Source organism: Roseibium polysiphoniae (assembly GCF_014842925.1).
GTDB classification, from domain to species: Bacteria; Pseudomonadota; Alphaproteobacteria; order Rhizobiales; family Stappiaceae; genus Roseibium; species Roseibium polysiphoniae.
In genome coordinates this window covers 231,251-246,816 of sequence record NZ_JACYXJ010000005.1, presented here as the reverse complement: position 1 = coordinate 246,816, position 15,566 = coordinate 231,251, and the positions used below count along the sequence as shown (strand labels likewise).

The following is a 15,566-nucleotide window of genomic DNA, read 5'->3' as shown; positions in this document are numbered from 1 at the left end:
TGCTCCCACAGAGGTTCCAGGGTTCCAAATGAGCACCACTACCGACCGCGAAACATCGCTGGATGGTCTGCGTCACCGTATCGACGAGCTGGATAGCCAGTTGCATGCACTTCTCATGGAACGTGCGCAGGTCGGTGCCGGAATTGCCGCGGCGCGACTGGCCAGCGGCGCAGAGAGCGTGGTTTTCCAGCCGGACCGGGAAGCCGATCTGATGCGCCACCTGGTGGAACGCCACGAAGGTGTGCTGCCGCTGGCAACTGTCGAACATCTCTGGAGGGAATTGATCTCCGCGTCACTTCGCTTGCAGGGGGATTTTCAGCTGCATCTGGACGGCAGCGCGGACCTTCTGGGAATGCTGGATCTTGCAAGGTTCCATTTCGGTTTTTCCTGCGAGCTTGTGCCGGGCGCGGATGCGGCTGATGTGGTCGGATCTGTCGCCGCGTCTGACGGCGATCTCGGATTGATTGCGCTTCAGGACCGAGCAGATCTTCCCTGGTGGCGCGGCCTCAGCACGGATGGCGCCGAGGTTATTGCCCGTCTTCCCTTCCTCGTTTTAGACGAACGGCCGGCAGACATGCCAGCGCTGGTGATTTCCCGGTCGGTTGCCGAAACGGTAAAGCGCGACACATTGGTCTTTGATGCGCGCTGGACCGGCGTCCTGCCAGGCAATCTTATGAATGAAGGGCTCGAGGTCGTCAGCTTCCATCGCTCCGCCAGTGGCGTTGACGCCTTGCTTGCAGTCTCGGCACACTTGAGCGAAGACGAAATCTTCAAGGCTTGCGCCGATGCAGGCGCCGAGCCGGATGTTTTGAGACTGGTTGGCGGTTATTCCGCCCCGATAGACGTTGAAGGCGATGCGGATGATGATTTTGATGCCGCTGCCTCTGAAGGATTGACTGAATGACCGATGCATCGATTTCTGCGGTTGCCGTCGAGACCTCGAAGCGACCGCTGCCCCGTCCTGGTATCCTCGATATTGCCGCCTATGTGCCGGGCAAGTCCAAGGGCTCCAAAGGCGTGACGCTTCACAAGCTGTCGTCCAATGAGACGCCGCTGGGTGCGAGTGATAAAGCCATCGCTGCGGTTGCGAATGTCGCTGAGCATCTGGAGCTTTATCCAGACGGCTCATCTACCGCGTTGCGAGAGGCAATCGGCGAGGTCTATGGCCTGAACGCTGACCGGATCATCTGTGGTGCAGGTTCGGACGAGATCCTCAGTCTGCTTGCCTACACCTATCTGGCGCCAGGCGATGAAGCGATTTATTCCGAGCACGGTTTTCTGGTCTATGACATTGCAATCCGGGCGGCCGGAGCAACGCCTGTGGCGGCGCCGGAAAAGGACCTGACGACCGATGTCGACGCCATGTTGGATAGAGTGACGGAGCGCACGAAAGTCGTCTTCATCGCCAATCCAAACAATCCGACCGGTACCTATTTGCCGTTTGAGGAAGTGCGCCGCCTGCATGAAAACCTGCCGGCCAACGTGCTGCTGGTGCTTGACGCGGCCTATGCGGAATATGTGCGCAAGAATGATTACGAGAGCGGCATGGAACTGGCCGCCACTGCTGAAAACGTGGTGATGACCCGTACGTTCTCCAAAATCTACGGCCTTGCCAGTTTGCGCTTGGGTTGGGGTTTTGGCCCTGCGCACATCATGGATGCCATGAACCGCATCCGGGGGCCGTTCAATGTCAACGGTCCTGCCATTGCGGCCGGCATTGCGGCGGTGCGTGACAAGGCCTTTCTTGAGCGTGCGGTTGATCACAATGAAACCTGGTTGCCCTGGGTAACGGCAGAGCTTGAAAAGCTCGGTCTGTCGGTCACGCCAAGCGTTGGCAATTTCGTTCTGATCCATTTTCCGGACGTCGAAGGTAAACGGGCGAAAGATGCCGATGCGTTCCTTCTTGATCGTGGCTGCGTTCTGCGGCTGGTCGGAAACTATGGCCTGCCGAATTCCCTTCGCATGTCGATCGGTTCGGAAGAGGCCAACAAGACCGTCGTCTCCGCCCTTGCCGAGTTTCTTGGATAACCCACTGAAGTCCTGTTTGTCTGATGAGTGAACCACAGTTTGAACGTTTGGCCCTGATCGGCATCGGTCTGATCGGATCTTCGATTGCCCGGGTCGCCCGCGAGCGGAATCTGGCGCGGGAGATTGTTGTTTCCACGCGCTCTGCGGAAACGCTGGCCCGTGCGGAAGAGCTGGACCTCGGCGATCGCTATTGTCTCGATGCGGGCGAGGCAGTTGAGGGAGCCGATCTCGTCGTTCTCTGTGTTCCCGTCGGGGCCAATGGCGCCGTGGCCAAATGGATTGCGCCTTCCCTGTCACCAGGGGCAATCCTGACGGACGTCGGCTCAACCAAGAAATCGGTGGTGGATCAGGTCCGACCGCATGTGCCCAATGGTGTGCATTTCATACCGGGCCATCCGATTGCCGGAACGGAGCAATCCGGCCCGGACGCGGGATTTGCAACCCTGTTCGACAACCGCTGGTGCATCCTGACGCCGGAACAGGGCGTTGATGCCGCAGCCACCGAAAAGCTCTCTGCATTCTGGCGCGGTTGTGGATCGAACGTGGACCTGATGGATGCGGATCACCATGATCTGGTGCTCGCGATCGTCTCGCATCTCCCGCACCTGATTGCCTATAACATCGTCGGCACGGCGGATGATCTGGCAACGGTGACGAAGTCGGAAGTCATCAAGTATTCAGCATCCGGTTTTCGGGACTTCACCCGCCTTGCGGCGTCGGACCCGACCATGTGGCGGGATGTGTGCCTGAACAACAAGGACGCGATCCTGGAGATGCTGTCGCGGTTTTCAGAGGATCTGTCGGCCATGCAGCGGGCGATCCGCTGGGGCGACGGCGATGCCCTGTTCGACCTCTTCACCCGCACTCGCGGTATCCGACGGTCGATTATCGAAGCGGGTCAGGAAACAGACGCGCCCGACTTCGGCCGTGTGCAGTCGAAAACGGACGATTAAAGGTGCGCTAGTGGTCGCGGTTGGCGATGAAGCCGGCGATCGCGGAGAGATTGTCTGCCTTGTCTCCGAACGGGGCCAGAAGGGTCTGTGCTTCCTCCAGAAGCCTTGAAACTTCAGAGCGCGTCGCGTCGGCCCCCAGGAGCGCCACCAAAGTGGCCTTGCCTGCATCTGCGTCCTTGCCCGTCGCCTTGCCCGTGACATCAGAGCTTGCCTCGACATCCAGCAGGTCATCTGCGAGCTGAAAGGCGAGGCCGATGATCTCGCCGAAGCGGGTCAGTCGCTGGATGTCAGCTTCGTCCGCATCGGCAAGGATTGCGCCGGCGCGGCAGGCATATCGCAGCAGCGCCCCGGTCTTCATGGCCTGCAGTGTGCGGATTTCCGCTTCGGTCCTGTCCCGGTTCTCCGATTCAATATCCAGCATCTGGCCGCCGGCCATGCCCCCGATTCCAGCCGCCCGGGAGAGCTCGCGGCCAAGTCTCAGGCGCGTTGCGGCGTCCGGATGGACCATCTCACCGGTTATGACATCGAAAGCCAGGGTCAGAAGCGCGTCGCCGGCGAGAATGGCCGTGGCTTCGTCAAAGGCCTTGTGGGTGGTCGGCCGACCGCGCCTCAGGTCGTCGTCATCCATCGCCGGAAGGTCGTCATGGGCCAATGAGTAGCAGTGGATGAACTCCAGCGCGGCGCCGGCCTCGCAAACCCCTTCGTCCGTTCGTCCGAACAGGGCTGCCGTCTCCATCAAGAGCACGGGCCGCAGCCGCTTGCCTCCGCTGAGGGCAGCATAGCGCATCGCCTCGAGCAGCCGGGCCGGTCGAACTGTCTCTCCATCCATGACCTGCTCGCGAAGCAAGTCTTCAAGAGCCGTTTCCACCTGCTGTGCCTGATGGGCAAGATGCGGCTTGATGTCGAAGGTCAAGATCGGCTCCTGGATGGGTGACATGGTTGTCGAGCAAGTTTCGGTTTCCCTGAAGCCAATTGCCTGTATCGTCAAGAAAGAAAGATAAAAATCGATAGCATCAATTTGAATTGCGATTGTTTGGGCTGCTCTCTTGGATATGTGGCCAATCAGGTTTTACCGGAGGTTTGTTGAATGCGTCTTTTGTCGAGCTTGCTGAGATCCTTTGTGAAACGCGGGCAGATGCGCGTCTATGACGCAGAGGGTGACCTGCACGAGTTTGGACCAGGCACAGATGGTCCGACGGTCACGATCCGTCTGCACGACAAGAAACTCTACAGGTCGCTTTTCCTCAATCCGGAGCTTGCGGCGGGTGAAGCCTATATGGACGGAAGCCTGACCCTGGAGGAAGGCTCAACGATCTACGACTTCATGTTCCTGTTTTCGATCAACCGGGCACCTCTGGGCGCCAACCCGGTCCAGGGGCTCCTGCGGCGGTTCTGGAAGGCGTTTAGGCGGCGGCAGCAGAAGAACAACGTGGAGCGGGCAAAGGAGCAGGCACGGCATCACTACGACCTGTCAACCGAGATGTACCGCCTGTTCATGGATGAGGGCCTGAACTACAGCTGCGCCTACTACTCTTCGCCCGACGACACGCTGGAACAGGCCCAGGCGGCCAAGCTGAACCATCTTGTCGCCAAACTCGATCTGCAACCGGGCATGGAGGTGCTGGAAATTGGCGGCGGCTGGGGATCACTGGCAATCCGCATGGCCCAGGCTGGCGCCAAGGTGACCTCGCTGAACGTCTCGCCAGAACAGGTGAAGATTGCAGAAGAGCGTGTCCGAGCAGCCGGGCTGGAGGACAAGATCCAGTTTGTGCTCAAAGACTATCGCGAGTTTGAGGGCCAGTTTGACCGGGTGATTTCAGTCGGGATGATGGAACATGTCGGCATTGGTCATCTCGATGCCTATTTCGGCAAGATCAAGGACTGCCTGACCGACAAGGGCTATGCTGTCATCCACTCCATCGGCCGCATGACCCCTCCAGGCACGACGGGGCCGTTCATCCGCAAGTATATTTTTCCTGGTGGCTACGTTCCGGCGCTCTCGGAAGTCTTTGCCTCGACCGAGCGGCTTGGGCTATGGGTCTGCGACAACGAGATCCTGCGATTGCATTATTACTATACAATCCGGGACTGGCGGCTGCGCTTTGAGGCGCGCCGGGATGAAGCGGCGAAACTCTACGACGAAACCTTTTGCCGTATGTGGGAGTTTTATCTCTGCGCGGTGGAGTTGGGATTCCTGCATGGCTCAAACATGGTGTTCCAGCTGCTCTTGTCGAAAGAACGCGACGCTGTGCCGATCATTCGGGATTTCATCGTCGACAACGAACGGAAACTGAATGGCCCGAACTAAGGCCGGCTCTGCCAAATCCACGACAGGCAAGACGGGGAAGGGAAAACGGCAGGACCGAAGTGATACCAGCAGTGGCGTTCTTGCCAGATGGCTGGACAAGGCATCGTGCCGCCGTTGGGTGATCCGCGGCGCCCTCGCGATTCTGCTGCTGCCGCCGTTTCTGACCGTTGTCTATGCGGTTGTGCCGCCGGTGAGCACCTTGATGCTCGCCCGTTACGCCCAGTTGTTGTGGGTGGATCGGCAGTGGCGCTCGCTGGAGGAAATATCGCCACATCTGGTTCGCTCCGTCATCACATCGGAAGACAGCGGCTATTGCGACCATGGCGGCGTCGACTGGTCGGCACTGCAGAAACAGGTCGATGTGCTCTTGAGCGAGGGAGAAGCGCCACGTGGAGCCAGCACCCTTACCATGCAGACGGCAAAAAACCTCTATTTGTGGGGTGGGCGCAGCTATCTGCGCAAAGGGCTTGAATTACCGCTTGCCCTTACGATCGACGGGATCTTGACGAAACGCCGGATCATGGAGATCTACCTCAACATCGCGGAGTGGGGAGAGGGTATTTTTGGAGCCGAAGCAGCCAGCCAGGCCTGGTTCGGCAAACCGGCCAAGGATCTGACGAGAACCCAGGCCGCGCGTCTCGCAACCGCACTACCGAACCCGCTGGGACGCAATCCCGCCAAGCCTTCCCAAGGCCACCGCAAGCTGTCGTCCACCAACCTTTCTCGGGTCAAAGGTGCCGGCCCCATATTCGGCTGTGTGCTTGGCTCTTGACGGGCCTGCCGCTTCTGTGTACGTCGGCAGCAAGAATTTTCACTTGATGGGCTGGCAAAAGCTGAGCGTTGCCTGTATAACGCCGCCCATTCCAACACGCTGCGTGACGCCACGCCCCGGGCTTTCCCGGTCCGGGCCGCGCGACTATGGACCACGGAGAAGAACAAAATGGCCGTACCGAAGAGGAAAACTTCGCGCATGAAGCGCGGTTTCCGCCGTTCCCCGGACGCCCTGAAGCAGCCGACATACGTTGAGGACAAGGATTCAGGCGAACTGCGTCGCCCGCATCATGTTGACCTCAAGTCTGGCATGTACCGGGGCCGTCAGATCCTCGCACCCAAGGACGACGTCTAAGGGTTCAGGATTGCCGCACGGCAAACGAGATTGAGGCTGGCCTTGTTTCGACAGGCCGGCCTTTTTCTTTTTGTGGCCTGCCATCTTGAATTGGCCGGGAAGATCGTGTCAGGTCCGCAGCGTCAGCCTTTCCTGGGATCAGCGCCCCGGGCAAACGCAATCTGGAGCCTGTTCATGCGCCTTCTCTCCGCCTTGCCATTCACCCTGTTCGCGTTTCTGATCTACAACGGCCTGTCTTTCACAGCCGGCGAAACGGATCCGGGGTTCTGGACCACGCCGGTTATCACCTTCGGCATGGTCTCCGGCGCGACGTTCCAGCTGCTTGCCAGTGATCTCCTGATCACCGCAGGCCTGTTTTTTCTTTTCGTTGAAATCCTGAAGGCCACGCGTATCGGACGGGCGGCCCTGCTCGACCACATGCTGTCGGTGCTTGTGCTTGTGGCTTATCTGGTCGAGTTCCTGGTGCTGCCGCAGGCAGCGACCTCGCTCTTCTTCATCTTGATGGTCATCGCTCTGATTGACGTCATCGCAGGCTTTTCGATCTCCATCACCGGCGCGCGCCGGGACGTGGCCTTTGGCCACGGCGACATGCATTGAAGACTTCGTAGGGAGCAGACGCTTGATTGTGAAGTCATGGCCCTGCCGCGTTCGCTCTGTGAACCGTTAGATCTTTTCAATGGATTGATTGCATCTCAAGTTGATACAGCCAATCTATGTAAATATGCTATTTATGTATCTTGTGATTTTTGGTGAAATAGTATGAAGAAAATTTCGGCAATAATTATCATTATTTGCTTGATATATTTTGTGGTAGGATTTGCGGCGGTTCAATTTTCTATAGTATCTAATGATTTTTATCTAAAATATGCGGGAGTAGTAGGTGGATTGGCGTCTGTTATTGGCCTTATATCCTTTACAAGGCCGGGAATTACGACTGATGATTTGCAAAAAATCGAGGCCGAATCACTTAGATCAATAGCTGAGACAACAGATAAAATCGAGAAGTTAGAAATAAAACGTGCAACAACGAAGGATGAGATTGACAGTCTTGATCAGCGTAAAAAAGAGATGGAGCTATTAGTAAAAAAGGCAAGCATGTCTTTATTTTTGAAGGAACAAGTGGATTACTATGAAAAGAAAATAAGTATACATATAGAGAAAAATCCAGATTTAAAAAATTCAATCGAAAATATACATGATGCGCAATTAAAGCTTTCTAACTTGAATGAAGAAATTGACTCTCATCCAAATGCAGAATTGTTGCATGAAGTAATTGAATCATCTCAAAATAAGAGATCTCTTGTGGATGAAGCGGTAGAAGAATTCCCGCCTATTGTTCGCACGATGTCGCAATTGCTGATTGAGGTGGGGAGATCCTATGCCGAGTTGATTAGAGTTTTGGTTAAATAATATCGCTTTTCCTCTATTTTTACTTTTCGTCCTCGACAACGGCGTGCTTTTGAATCAGCGGCAGCTGGGTCATCGTGAACAGCAGGGTGATCGGCATGACGCCGAAGACCTTGAAGTTGACCCAGAAGTCGGTCGAAAAATTGCGCCAGACGATCTCGTTGATGGCGGCAAGCACGAAAAAGAACAGACCCCAGCGCCACGTCAGAATGCGCCAGCCCTCGTCGGTCAGCTTGAAGGCGCTGTCGAAAACATAGCCGAGAAGCGATTTTCCGAAGAGCAGGCCACCGAGCAGCACGGCGCCGAAAAGGCAGTTGATGATCGTCGGCTTCAGCTTGATGAAGAGATCATCATGTAGCCAAAGTGTGAGGCCACCAAAGACCAGCACGACAACGCCGGTGATCAGAGGCATGACCGGCAGGCGTTTGGTCAGGGCAAGAGATGCGACGAGCGAAATGGTGATGGCGACCATGAAGGCTGCGGTTGCCAGGAAGATGGGTTTGCCAAGCGCCTGAAGCACGGGAAAGGCTTCTGCAATCTGCTCGCCGCGGGAATTGAACAGGAAAAAGATCGCCAGCGGTCCAAGTTCGAGGGCCAATTTCAGGAGCGGTGAAAGCTCCTTGCGCGAGGGATCGTTCGGATCGCGTTCAAATTCCATGGGGCTCTTTCAGTCAGGAAGGGTCGCCGTTCATTTAGCAATGTCACATAGTGACCAGATGCGGGAAAGGTCAAGGGACGGTATGGTGGGAATTTCGAATGAGGTTCGGCAGGGCGGAAACATGCGGCATGCTGACGATGCCCTGAACACCTATGAGACGATTTCTGACAGCTGGATCACACGGTCGGAGCAGATCGACATCGAGGGCCTTTATCAGCCGGTGAGGGATTTGTTGCCGCCGCCACCTGCGAACGTTCTGGATATTGGCGCAGGAACGGGGCGCGACGCGGCCTGGTTTGCGGCGAAGGGGCACCCTGTGACTGCAGCCGAGCCTGCTGCGCGACTGCGATCTGCCGGAGAGGCCTTGCATGCAGGTAAGGCTATCGAGTGGTCAGATGCGCAGCTTCCTGATCTTGGTGCGCTGGGTGCCGGCAATCGCTATGATTGCCAGGTGATGATCGGTGTTTGGCAGCATCTGCCGGAGCCACAGAGACCCCCGGCCATGAAACGGCTTTATGAGCTTGCCAGTGAGAAAGGGCGTGTGGTCATGTCTCTGCGCCACGGGCCGGGCGCACCTGGACGCCCGGTGTTTCCGATTGATGCCCCGGCGACTGCGGAGCTTGCGAAGGCAAATGGCTTTTCCGTACTCAGGAGCGTGCTGATGCCCTCCATGCAGGAATGGAATCGCAAAGAGGGTGTTGAATGGACCTGGCTGGTTCTCGAGGCCTTGCCCAGGTGATCGGCGAGGGTGCGATGGCCACGGGAGATGAGACTTGATGAGGAAGATCTTTCTTGCTGCAGTCGTCACAGGTTTTCTGTTGCCGGGCCTTTTGGCGGTTGAGGCTCAGGCCGCAACGGCGATTACCTGGGAGGCCTTGAACGAAACTCCGGCGGCGCAATTCGATGATCCTTACGCGGCATTGAGCATCCAGGAGCTGCGGTCGCTCGGAACTGTCCTCAGATTGCGAAAGCAATTGTCCGGTACTGGTGTCGTGGCTGGGGAACGCGAGGAGCTTCAGAAACAGCTCAACAGCGAGGAAGCCAAGCTCGCCGCGGCAGGCGTTCGAACAGATTGGCTTCTGGAGCAACGTGAAGCGATCGGCCTTCAGCGCGCCAAGGCAGCCCTTGAGGGCAATCCGGCGCTCGATGGCAAGGACATTGCCATCACCGGCTATGTCATCCCTGTCCTGAACAGCGATGGCGTATCCATGGGCGGCTATCTGGTTCCCGAGTTTGGCATGTGCAGCCATGTTCCGGCGCCCGATCCGAACCAGATGATCCATTACAAGTTGCCCGCCGAATGGCAGGCCGACCAGATCTATCAAGCTGTTCTGTTGAAAGGCCGTCTTGAGCTGGCGGTGACCCGGCAGGCCATTAACCTGCTTGATGGCCAGGTGGAGATGATTTCAGCCTATGACATGGCCGTCTCGGAAATCCATCCGCTGGAGGAGGGCGGTCGATCCCTCAAGGATCGGATCTTCCGGTTCTTCAAGCCGGGCCAATAGAGCGGCCTGATGCTCCGGGGGGATCACTTCCGTCTGGAAGCAAAAAGGCGCCCCGAGAGGCGCCTTTCGTTCCTGGTGGCATTGGCCGTCATCAGCCGTTGGCGATGTATTGGCCGCCGTTGATGGTCATGACCGCTCCGGTCATGAAGGCCGCGACATCGGAGGCGAGATAGACCACGGTGCCGGCGATTTCTTCCGGATGGCCAAGGCGGCCGACGGGAATGCCGGAGATGATCGAGGTCAGCACCTTTTCAGGCATGGCGGCAACCATGTCCGTGTTGATATAGCCCGGGCAGATCGCGTTCACCGTGATGCCCTTGAACGCGTTTTCCTGCGCCAGAGCCTTGGTGAAGCCGATCACGCCGGCCTTGGCTGCCGAATAGTTCGCCTGGCCCATCTGGCCCTTCTGGCCGTTGATGGACGAGATGTTGATGATCCGGCCGGACCCGCGGGCGCGCATGCCTTCGATCACGGGTCGGGTCATGGTGAACATGGAATCGAGGTTGGTGGAAAGAACCGCACGCCACTGGTCGAAGGACATCTTGTGGAACATGCCGTCCTTGGTGATGCCGGCGTTGTTGACCAGAACTTCAACTGGCCCCAAGTCAGCTTCGACCTTGGCGATGCCTTCGGCGCATTCCTCAGGGTTGGCTACATCCCACTTGTAGACGTGAATGCCGGTCTCCGCCTTGAACGCCTCGGCTTTTTCGACGTTGCCGTGATAGGTGGCAGCCACCGTATAGCCAGCTTCCTTCAGGCCTCGCGAAATGGCTTCGCCGATGCCGCGCGTTCCGCCCGTGACCAGTGCGACCTTGTTCATTCCTACCTCCTCTTTCGCCCGTAGACCGGGCTTTGATAATCCCCGTGGTCGGTCTGTCATGACAAAGCCGCTTTTGCTTCGCCATGACAGATATCAAATGTGGTTAGGCCTTTTGGCCCAGCGGCTGTTACCGCTCGATGCACATGGCAACGCCCATGCCACCGCCGATGCAGAGGGTGGCGAGACCCTTCTTGGCATCGCGGCGGACCATTTCATGGATCAATGTGCAGAGAACACGCGCGCCAGAAGCGCCGATCGGATGCCCGATGGCAATGGCGCCGCCGTTGACGTTGACGATGTCCGTGTCCCAGCCCATGTCCTTGTTGACCGCACATGCCTGAGCGGCGAAAGCCTCGTTGGCTTCGACCAGATCCAGTTCGGAGGCGGACCAGCCGGCCTTTTCCAGCGCCTTACGGGAGGCGGGAATCGGGCCCGAGCCCATGATCGCCGGATCAACACCGGCAGTTGCCCAGGAAGCGATACGTGCGAGCGGCTTCAGGCCACGTTTTTCAGCTTCTGCAGCGCTCATCACCAGGATCGCTGCTGCGCCGTCGTTGATGCCCGAGGCATTGCCTGCAGTGACCGAGCCTTCCTTGGCGAAAGCTGGACGCAGCTTCTGCATGCTTTCCAGAGTCGCGCCGTGGCGAATGTACTCGTCGTCTTCAACGATCGTGTCACCCTTGCGGCCCTTGATGGTGACGGGCGTTATCTCGTCCTTGAACTTACCGGCCTTCTGGGCGGCTTCCGCCTTGTTCTGCGAGGCAAGGGCGAATTCGTCCTGCTGTTCGCGGGAGATCTGCCACTTTTCAGCAACGTTCTCAGCGGTCTGACCCATGTGATAGCCGTTGAAGGCATCCCACAGACCGTCCTTGATCATGGTGTCGACCATCTTGTAGTCGCCCATCTTGTATCCGGCGCGCATCGGGGCACAGTGAGGCGACAGGGTCATGTTCTCCTGTCCGCCTGCCATCATGATCGTGGCGTCGCCGCACATGATCTGCTGGGCGGCAATGGCGACCGTGCGAAGACCCGACCCACAGACCTGGTTGAGGCCCCAGGCAGTTGCGCCTTCAGAGATACCGGCTCCGATTGCAGCCTGGCGTGCCGGGTTCTGACCCATGCCGGCTGTAAGGACCTGGCCGAAAACGACTTCGTCGACATCGTCACCGGAGACCCCGGCCTTGTCGAGGGCGGCCTTCATGACAATCGCGCCCAGCTCATGGGCGGGGGTGGTTGCAAATGCACCGTTAAAGGAACCGACGGGGGTGCGTGTCGCGCTGACAATCACGACATCAGTAGAAGCGCTCATCATAAACTCCAGATGCTTTTCCTCCAGGAAGGGCCGCGGCGCACAATGGCAGCGTGGCAGCACTGGCGTGTTGACCCTCTCTTCGCGACTAGAAACTGTGGCCAATCTCAAGTCAACCGGAATGCCCCTTACTTGCATGCGCTTTTCGCAGGCGCATAATCATCCTTTCGTCACTGCACACAAAAAGGCTGGCAAGAGCCGCATCTATTGGCTTAGTCTCAAAGTTGGAGGAAGCGGCGACGAGCTCTATTGGCTTGTCGTCAAACGGGAACTTGCCGCGAGGCTCCTTGCAACGGAAGACGGGAATGGCAAAGACCAACGAGCCAACTATCATCAAAAAATACGCCAACAGGCGACTCTACAACACAGGTACCAGCACGTATGTGACGCTGGAGGACCTGGCCGTGATGGTGAAGGGGGAAGAGGACTTCATCGTCTATGACGCCAAAACGGGAGACGATATCACGCGCTCTGTCCTGACGCAGATCATCTTCGAGCAGGAAGGCAAAGGGCAGAACTTGCTGCCAGTGCCATTCCTGCGCCAGTTGATCCGCTTCTATGGCGACAGCATGCAGGGATTGGTTCCCAGCTTTCTGGAATATTCGATGACGTCCCTGACCCAGGAGCAGGACAAGCTGCGGGCGCAGATGACCGACGCGTTCGGCGCGACGGCCTTCGACGCGATTGAGGACCAGGTCAAGCGCAACGCGGAAATGTTCGAGCGCGCCATGAAAATGTTCATGCCGTTCTCTGCGGGAGACGTCGGCGGCGACTCTTCAGGAGATGGCGCAGCTGGTCCGCAGGCTGCCAAGACTGAGCCGTCGGATCTCGATGACATGAAGCGTCAGCTGACCGAGATGCAGGCCAAGATCAACGCGCTGAGTGACAAGAACTGATATTCTGCGTATCAGCCGGGCTTAAGTTGCCCGGCTGATCGCATGTCAGGTTGGCGTCAGCCGCAGTCGGCAACCAGATCGACCGCTGCAACACCTGCGAGCGCTGCCGCTTCGTCATTGTCGGATGTGTCGCCCGTGATGCCGACGGCACCAACAACATCGCCGTCTTCATCCTTCATCAGGACACCGCCAGCTACCGGAACAATCGCGCCGCCAGAGACACCGTTCAGCGCCTGAACGAAGTGCGGGCGGCTTTCTGCATTGGCGTTCAACCAGCGGGTGCCGGTTCCCACGGCCAGGGCGCCGAAGGCTTTGCCGCTGGCGATTTGCGGGCGCATGATGGAGGCACCGTCCTGGCGCGAGAGCGAGACGAGATGTCCGCCTGCGTCGAGAACGGCAACCGTCAGGGGCTTGAGTTTCAGCTCAGCAGCCTTTTCGAAAGCGGCTGAAATAATTTGCTCAGCCATTGAAAGAGTTAGTTTGCGCATCTGGTTGCTTCTCCCTTACAAATTGGGCACCTCAGTCCGACAGGGCTAACAGATTGCCCTCCGGGCGACCATAAGCCTGAATAACCAAAGATTTCCTCCTGGGAGGAAAAACTCCGGAGTTTGATTTTGAAACGCGATTTTGAAGCGCCAGGGCGTTCGCCGGTTTTTGCACGTGAAGCTGCCGTAGCTACCTCGCATCCGCTTGCCACGAGCGCGGCGCTTGAGGTGCTGCAAGCGGGCGGTAATGCGGTGGATGCAGCTATCGCCGCATCTGCAGTTCAGGCCGTGGTCGAACCGCAAATGACAGGAATTGGCGGTGACTGCTTTGCAATCGTTACGGAGCCGGACGGAAGAATGGCCGGTTTCAACGGATCAGGGGGCGCACCTGCGGGCATCAGCACGGACTATCTGGCCGCCAGGGGCATCGAAGAACTGACGCCGACATCACCGCATTCCGTGACGGTCCCAGGGGCCGTTCGGGCCTGGGAAACGCTCTTGAAAGCGCATGGCACGCGCAGCTTTGAGACCCTGTTCAAACGCGCCATCGACTATGCGGAGAATGGTTTTCCGGTCGCACCGCGGGTTCAGCACGACTGGAAAGACAGCGTCGACCGGGTGAGCGGGTCAGCAGCGGCCAAGGCGACCTATCTGCCCGGGGGCAAGGCTCCCGATGTCGGTCAGATCATGAAGTTTCCGAGGCTTGCAGAGACGTTGAAGGCAATCGCAACCGGCGGTGCCGATGCCTTCTATACCGGTCCGATTGCGGACGATATCGTTTCGACCCTTCAGGAGCTTGGCGCCGTCATGACACGTGAAGACCTTGCGGCCTGTCATACGACGGCGGTGTCTCCTGTCATGCGTGATTATCGCGGCTTCACCATTGCCGAGTTGCCGCCCAACGGTCAGGGCGTGATTGCCTTGGTGATCCTCGGCATTCTGGAGCGTTTTGATCTCGAAAGTCTGGACCCTCTGGGTCCGGAGCGGCTGCACCTGGAGATGGAAGCGTCGCGCATAGGCTATGCGGTCCGGGACAAGTTCGTCACGGATCCGGGCTACATGGACATCTGCCACACAAACCTGATCGCGGAAGACTATCTGGATCAGCTGGCGGCCATGATCGACCCCTACAAGAAGCTCGCGGAGCTTCCCGGCACCAGCCTCGCGCCTCAAACGGACACGGTCTATTTGACGGTGGTCGACAAGAATGGCCTGTCGATCTCCTTCATCAACTCGATCTTCAATTCTTTCGGCAGCGGGATTCTGGCGCCTGAAAGCGGCGTGTTGTTGCACAATCGCGGGGCGGTCTTCCACGCCAAACCGGGTCATGCCAACACGATAGCCGGTGGCAAGCGCCCGATGCACACGATCATTCCAGCGATGGCGTTGAAGGACGGAGCTCCCTGGCTTTCTTTCGGGGTCATGGGAGGTCACTACCAGGCTTGCGGTCACGCGCATCTGATCTCGAACATCATCGACTACGGTATGGATGTTCAGATGGCGATCGACTTCCCGCGCATGTTCTTTGATCTGGACACTCACGTGCTGGAAGCGGAAAAAATGATTCCGCAGTCCACGCTCGACGGGCTGATCGCGAAGGGACATGAAGTGCGCCGGGCAACCGGCGCGATCGGGGGAAGTCAGGCGATCATGATCGACAAGGCCAACCATACGCTTATTGCGGGGTCCGATCCGCGCAAGGACGGGCACGCGGCCGGTTACTGAGGCTGCCTAGTAGGTTGCCGAGTACTGGTGACCGGTCAGACGGCCTACCTCTCGCTGGCCGGCGTTGCGGTAAATCGCAGCGCCGGTGGTCAACGTGACAGCGTCGCTCTGGGCTGCAGTCATCCGCAGCATCTCTGGTGAATAAGCCAAAGGACTGGCTGTGCTGGTTGCCTCGCGAGCAGAGGTGGCCGACTGTCTCTTGTCCTCATTCAGCGCAAACTCTGCGCCGCGCCGTTCGCGTGCTTCGGTCTGATGCGCTTCCTGACGGGCAAAAGTCGGGCTATCATAAACTCTGGCAATGGGTGTGATCTGCATGGCGCTGATCCTCTTTCTTGGTGGCCGTTCG

The 15,566-nt window shown here is 58.0% G+C and carries 18 protein-coding genes; 12 read left to right on the top strand and 6 right to left on the bottom strand.

The window, feature by feature from the left end; genetic code table 11:
- The first annotated feature begins 28 nt into the window (after window positions 1–28).
- Genes IG617_RS14230 through IG617_RS14220 form a run of 3 tightly spaced genes read left to right on the top strand, consistent with a single transcriptional unit; the run spans window position 29 to window position 2,981 of the window.
- Complete coding sequence (locus tag IG617_RS14230; protein ID WP_192109917.1) at window positions 29–904, top strand: chorismate mutase; 876 nt, start codon at window positions 29–31, stop codon at window positions 902–904.
- A complete protein-coding gene (hisC, locus tag IG617_RS14225) occupies window positions 901–2,028 on the top strand; it encodes a histidinol-phosphate transaminase (protein ID WP_192109916.1) in 1,128 nt (375 codons plus the stop codon). The genes IG617_RS14230 and hisC overlap by 4 nt, the downstream gene beginning before the upstream one ends.
- Window positions 2,029–2,051: 23 nt before the next feature.
- Window positions 2,052–2,981 carry a prephenate/arogenate dehydrogenase family protein gene (locus IG617_RS14220; protein WP_192109915.1) on the top strand — a complete coding sequence of 310 codons (930 nt, stop codon included), beginning with the start codon at window positions 2,052–2,054 and terminating at the stop codon, window positions 2,979–2,981.
- A 7-nt stretch (window positions 2,982–2,988) separates the two neighbouring features.
- On the opposite strand, the gene IG617_RS14215 is transcribed toward IG617_RS14220, so the two are convergent.
- Window positions 2,989–3,918 (bottom strand): polyprenyl synthetase family protein, encoded by a 930-nt coding sequence (locus IG617_RS14215; protein ID WP_192109914.1) that lies wholly within the window; start codon window positions 3,916–3,918, stop codon window positions 2,989–2,991.
- Window positions 3,919–4,068: 150 nt separating this feature from the next.
- Between IG617_RS14215 and IG617_RS14210 the strand changes: the two genes are divergently transcribed.
- The 5 genes from IG617_RS14210 (at window position 4,069) to IG617_RS14190 (ending at window position 7,825) form a co-directional block, all read left to right on the top strand.
- Complete coding sequence (locus IG617_RS14210; protein WP_192109913.1) at window positions 4,069–5,289, top strand: SAM-dependent methyltransferase; 1,221 nt, start codon at window positions 4,069–4,071, stop codon at window positions 5,287–5,289.
- Window positions 5,276–6,061 carry a monofunctional biosynthetic peptidoglycan transglycosylase gene (gene mtgA / locus IG617_RS14205; RefSeq protein ID WP_192109912.1) on the top strand — a complete coding sequence of 262 codons (786 nt, stop codon included), beginning with the start codon at window positions 5,276–5,278 and terminating at the stop codon, window positions 6,059–6,061. Before IG617_RS14210 ends, mtgA begins: the two co-directional genes overlap by 14 nt.
- Window positions 6,062–6,229: 168 nt before the next feature.
- Entirely contained in the window at window positions 6,230–6,415 is a 186-nt protein-coding gene (rpmF, locus tag IG617_RS14200) for a 50S ribosomal protein L32 (RefSeq protein WP_153771517.1), read from the top strand.
- 174 nt (window positions 6,416–6,589) lie between these two features.
- Entirely contained in the window at window positions 6,590–7,012 is a 423-nt protein-coding gene (locus tag IG617_RS14195) for a hypothetical protein (protein WP_192109911.1), read from the top strand.
- 162 nt (window positions 7,013–7,174) lie between these two features.
- Window positions 7,175–7,825 carry a hypothetical protein gene (locus IG617_RS14190; RefSeq protein ID WP_192109910.1) on the top strand — a complete coding sequence of 217 codons (651 nt, stop codon included), beginning with the start codon at window positions 7,175–7,177 and terminating at the stop codon, window positions 7,823–7,825.
- 19 nt (window positions 7,826–7,844) lie between these two features.
- Here IG617_RS14190 and IG617_RS14185 read toward each other — a convergent pair whose 3' ends face one another.
- A complete protein-coding gene (locus IG617_RS14185) occupies window positions 7,845–8,480 on the bottom strand; it encodes a septation protein A (RefSeq protein WP_192109909.1) in 636 nt (211 codons plus the stop codon).
- A 121-nt stretch (window positions 8,481–8,601) separates the two neighbouring features.
- Here IG617_RS14185 and IG617_RS14180 point away from each other — a divergent pair, with 121 nt between their 5' ends.
- A complete protein-coding gene (locus tag IG617_RS14180) occupies window positions 8,602–9,219 on the top strand; it encodes a class I SAM-dependent methyltransferase (protein ID WP_192109908.1) in 618 nt (205 codons plus the stop codon).
- Window positions 9,220–9,256: 37 nt separating this feature from the next.
- On the top strand, window positions 9,257–9,985 hold the full coding sequence (locus IG617_RS14175) for a DUF3299 domain-containing protein (RefSeq protein ID WP_192109907.1): 729 nt from the start codon (window positions 9,257–9,259) through the stop codon (window positions 9,983–9,985).
- A 91-nt stretch (window positions 9,986–10,076) separates the two neighbouring features.
- Here the strand turns inward: IG617_RS14175 and phbB are convergent, their stop codons facing one another.
- Together phbB and IG617_RS14165 are read right to left on the bottom strand one after the other, a co-directional pair.
- Entirely contained in the window at window positions 10,077–10,805 is a 729-nt protein-coding gene (gene phbB / locus IG617_RS14170) for an acetoacetyl-CoA reductase (RefSeq protein ID WP_192109906.1), read from the bottom strand.
- 127 nt (window positions 10,806–10,932) lie between these two features.
- Window positions 10,933–12,114, bottom strand: coding sequence for an acetyl-CoA C-acetyltransferase (locus IG617_RS14165; protein ID WP_192109905.1), 1,182 nt, complete (start codon window positions 12,112–12,114; stop codon window positions 10,933–10,935).
- A gap of 305 nt (window positions 12,115–12,419) precedes the next feature.
- On the opposite strand from IG617_RS14165, the gene phaR reads away from it, so the two are divergent.
- Window positions 12,420–13,010 carry a polyhydroxyalkanoate synthesis repressor PhaR gene (gene phaR, locus IG617_RS14160; protein WP_192109904.1) on the top strand — a complete coding sequence of 197 codons (591 nt, stop codon included), beginning with the start codon at window positions 12,420–12,422 and terminating at the stop codon, window positions 13,008–13,010.
- 56 nt (window positions 13,011–13,066) lie between these two features.
- Here phaR and IG617_RS14155 read toward each other — a convergent pair whose 3' ends face one another.
- Complete coding sequence (locus IG617_RS14155) at window positions 13,067–13,498, bottom strand: GlcG/HbpS family heme-binding protein (protein ID WP_192109903.1); 432 nt, start codon at window positions 13,496–13,498, stop codon at window positions 13,067–13,069.
- A gap of 126 nt (window positions 13,499–13,624) precedes the next feature.
- Between IG617_RS14155 and ggt the strand changes: the two genes are divergently transcribed.
- Window positions 13,625–15,220 (top strand): gamma-glutamyltransferase, encoded by a 1,596-nt coding sequence (gene ggt, locus IG617_RS14150; protein WP_192109902.1) that lies wholly within the window; start codon window positions 13,625–13,627, stop codon window positions 15,218–15,220.
- A gap of 6 nt (window positions 15,221–15,226) precedes the next feature.
- On the opposite strand, the gene IG617_RS14145 is transcribed toward ggt, so the two are convergent.
- Window positions 15,227–15,535: a hypothetical protein gene (locus IG617_RS14145; protein WP_192109901.1), complete on the bottom strand. Its 309-nt coding sequence runs from the start codon at window positions 15,533–15,535 to the stop codon at window positions 15,227–15,229.
- Window positions 15,536–15,566: the final 31 nt, after the last annotated feature.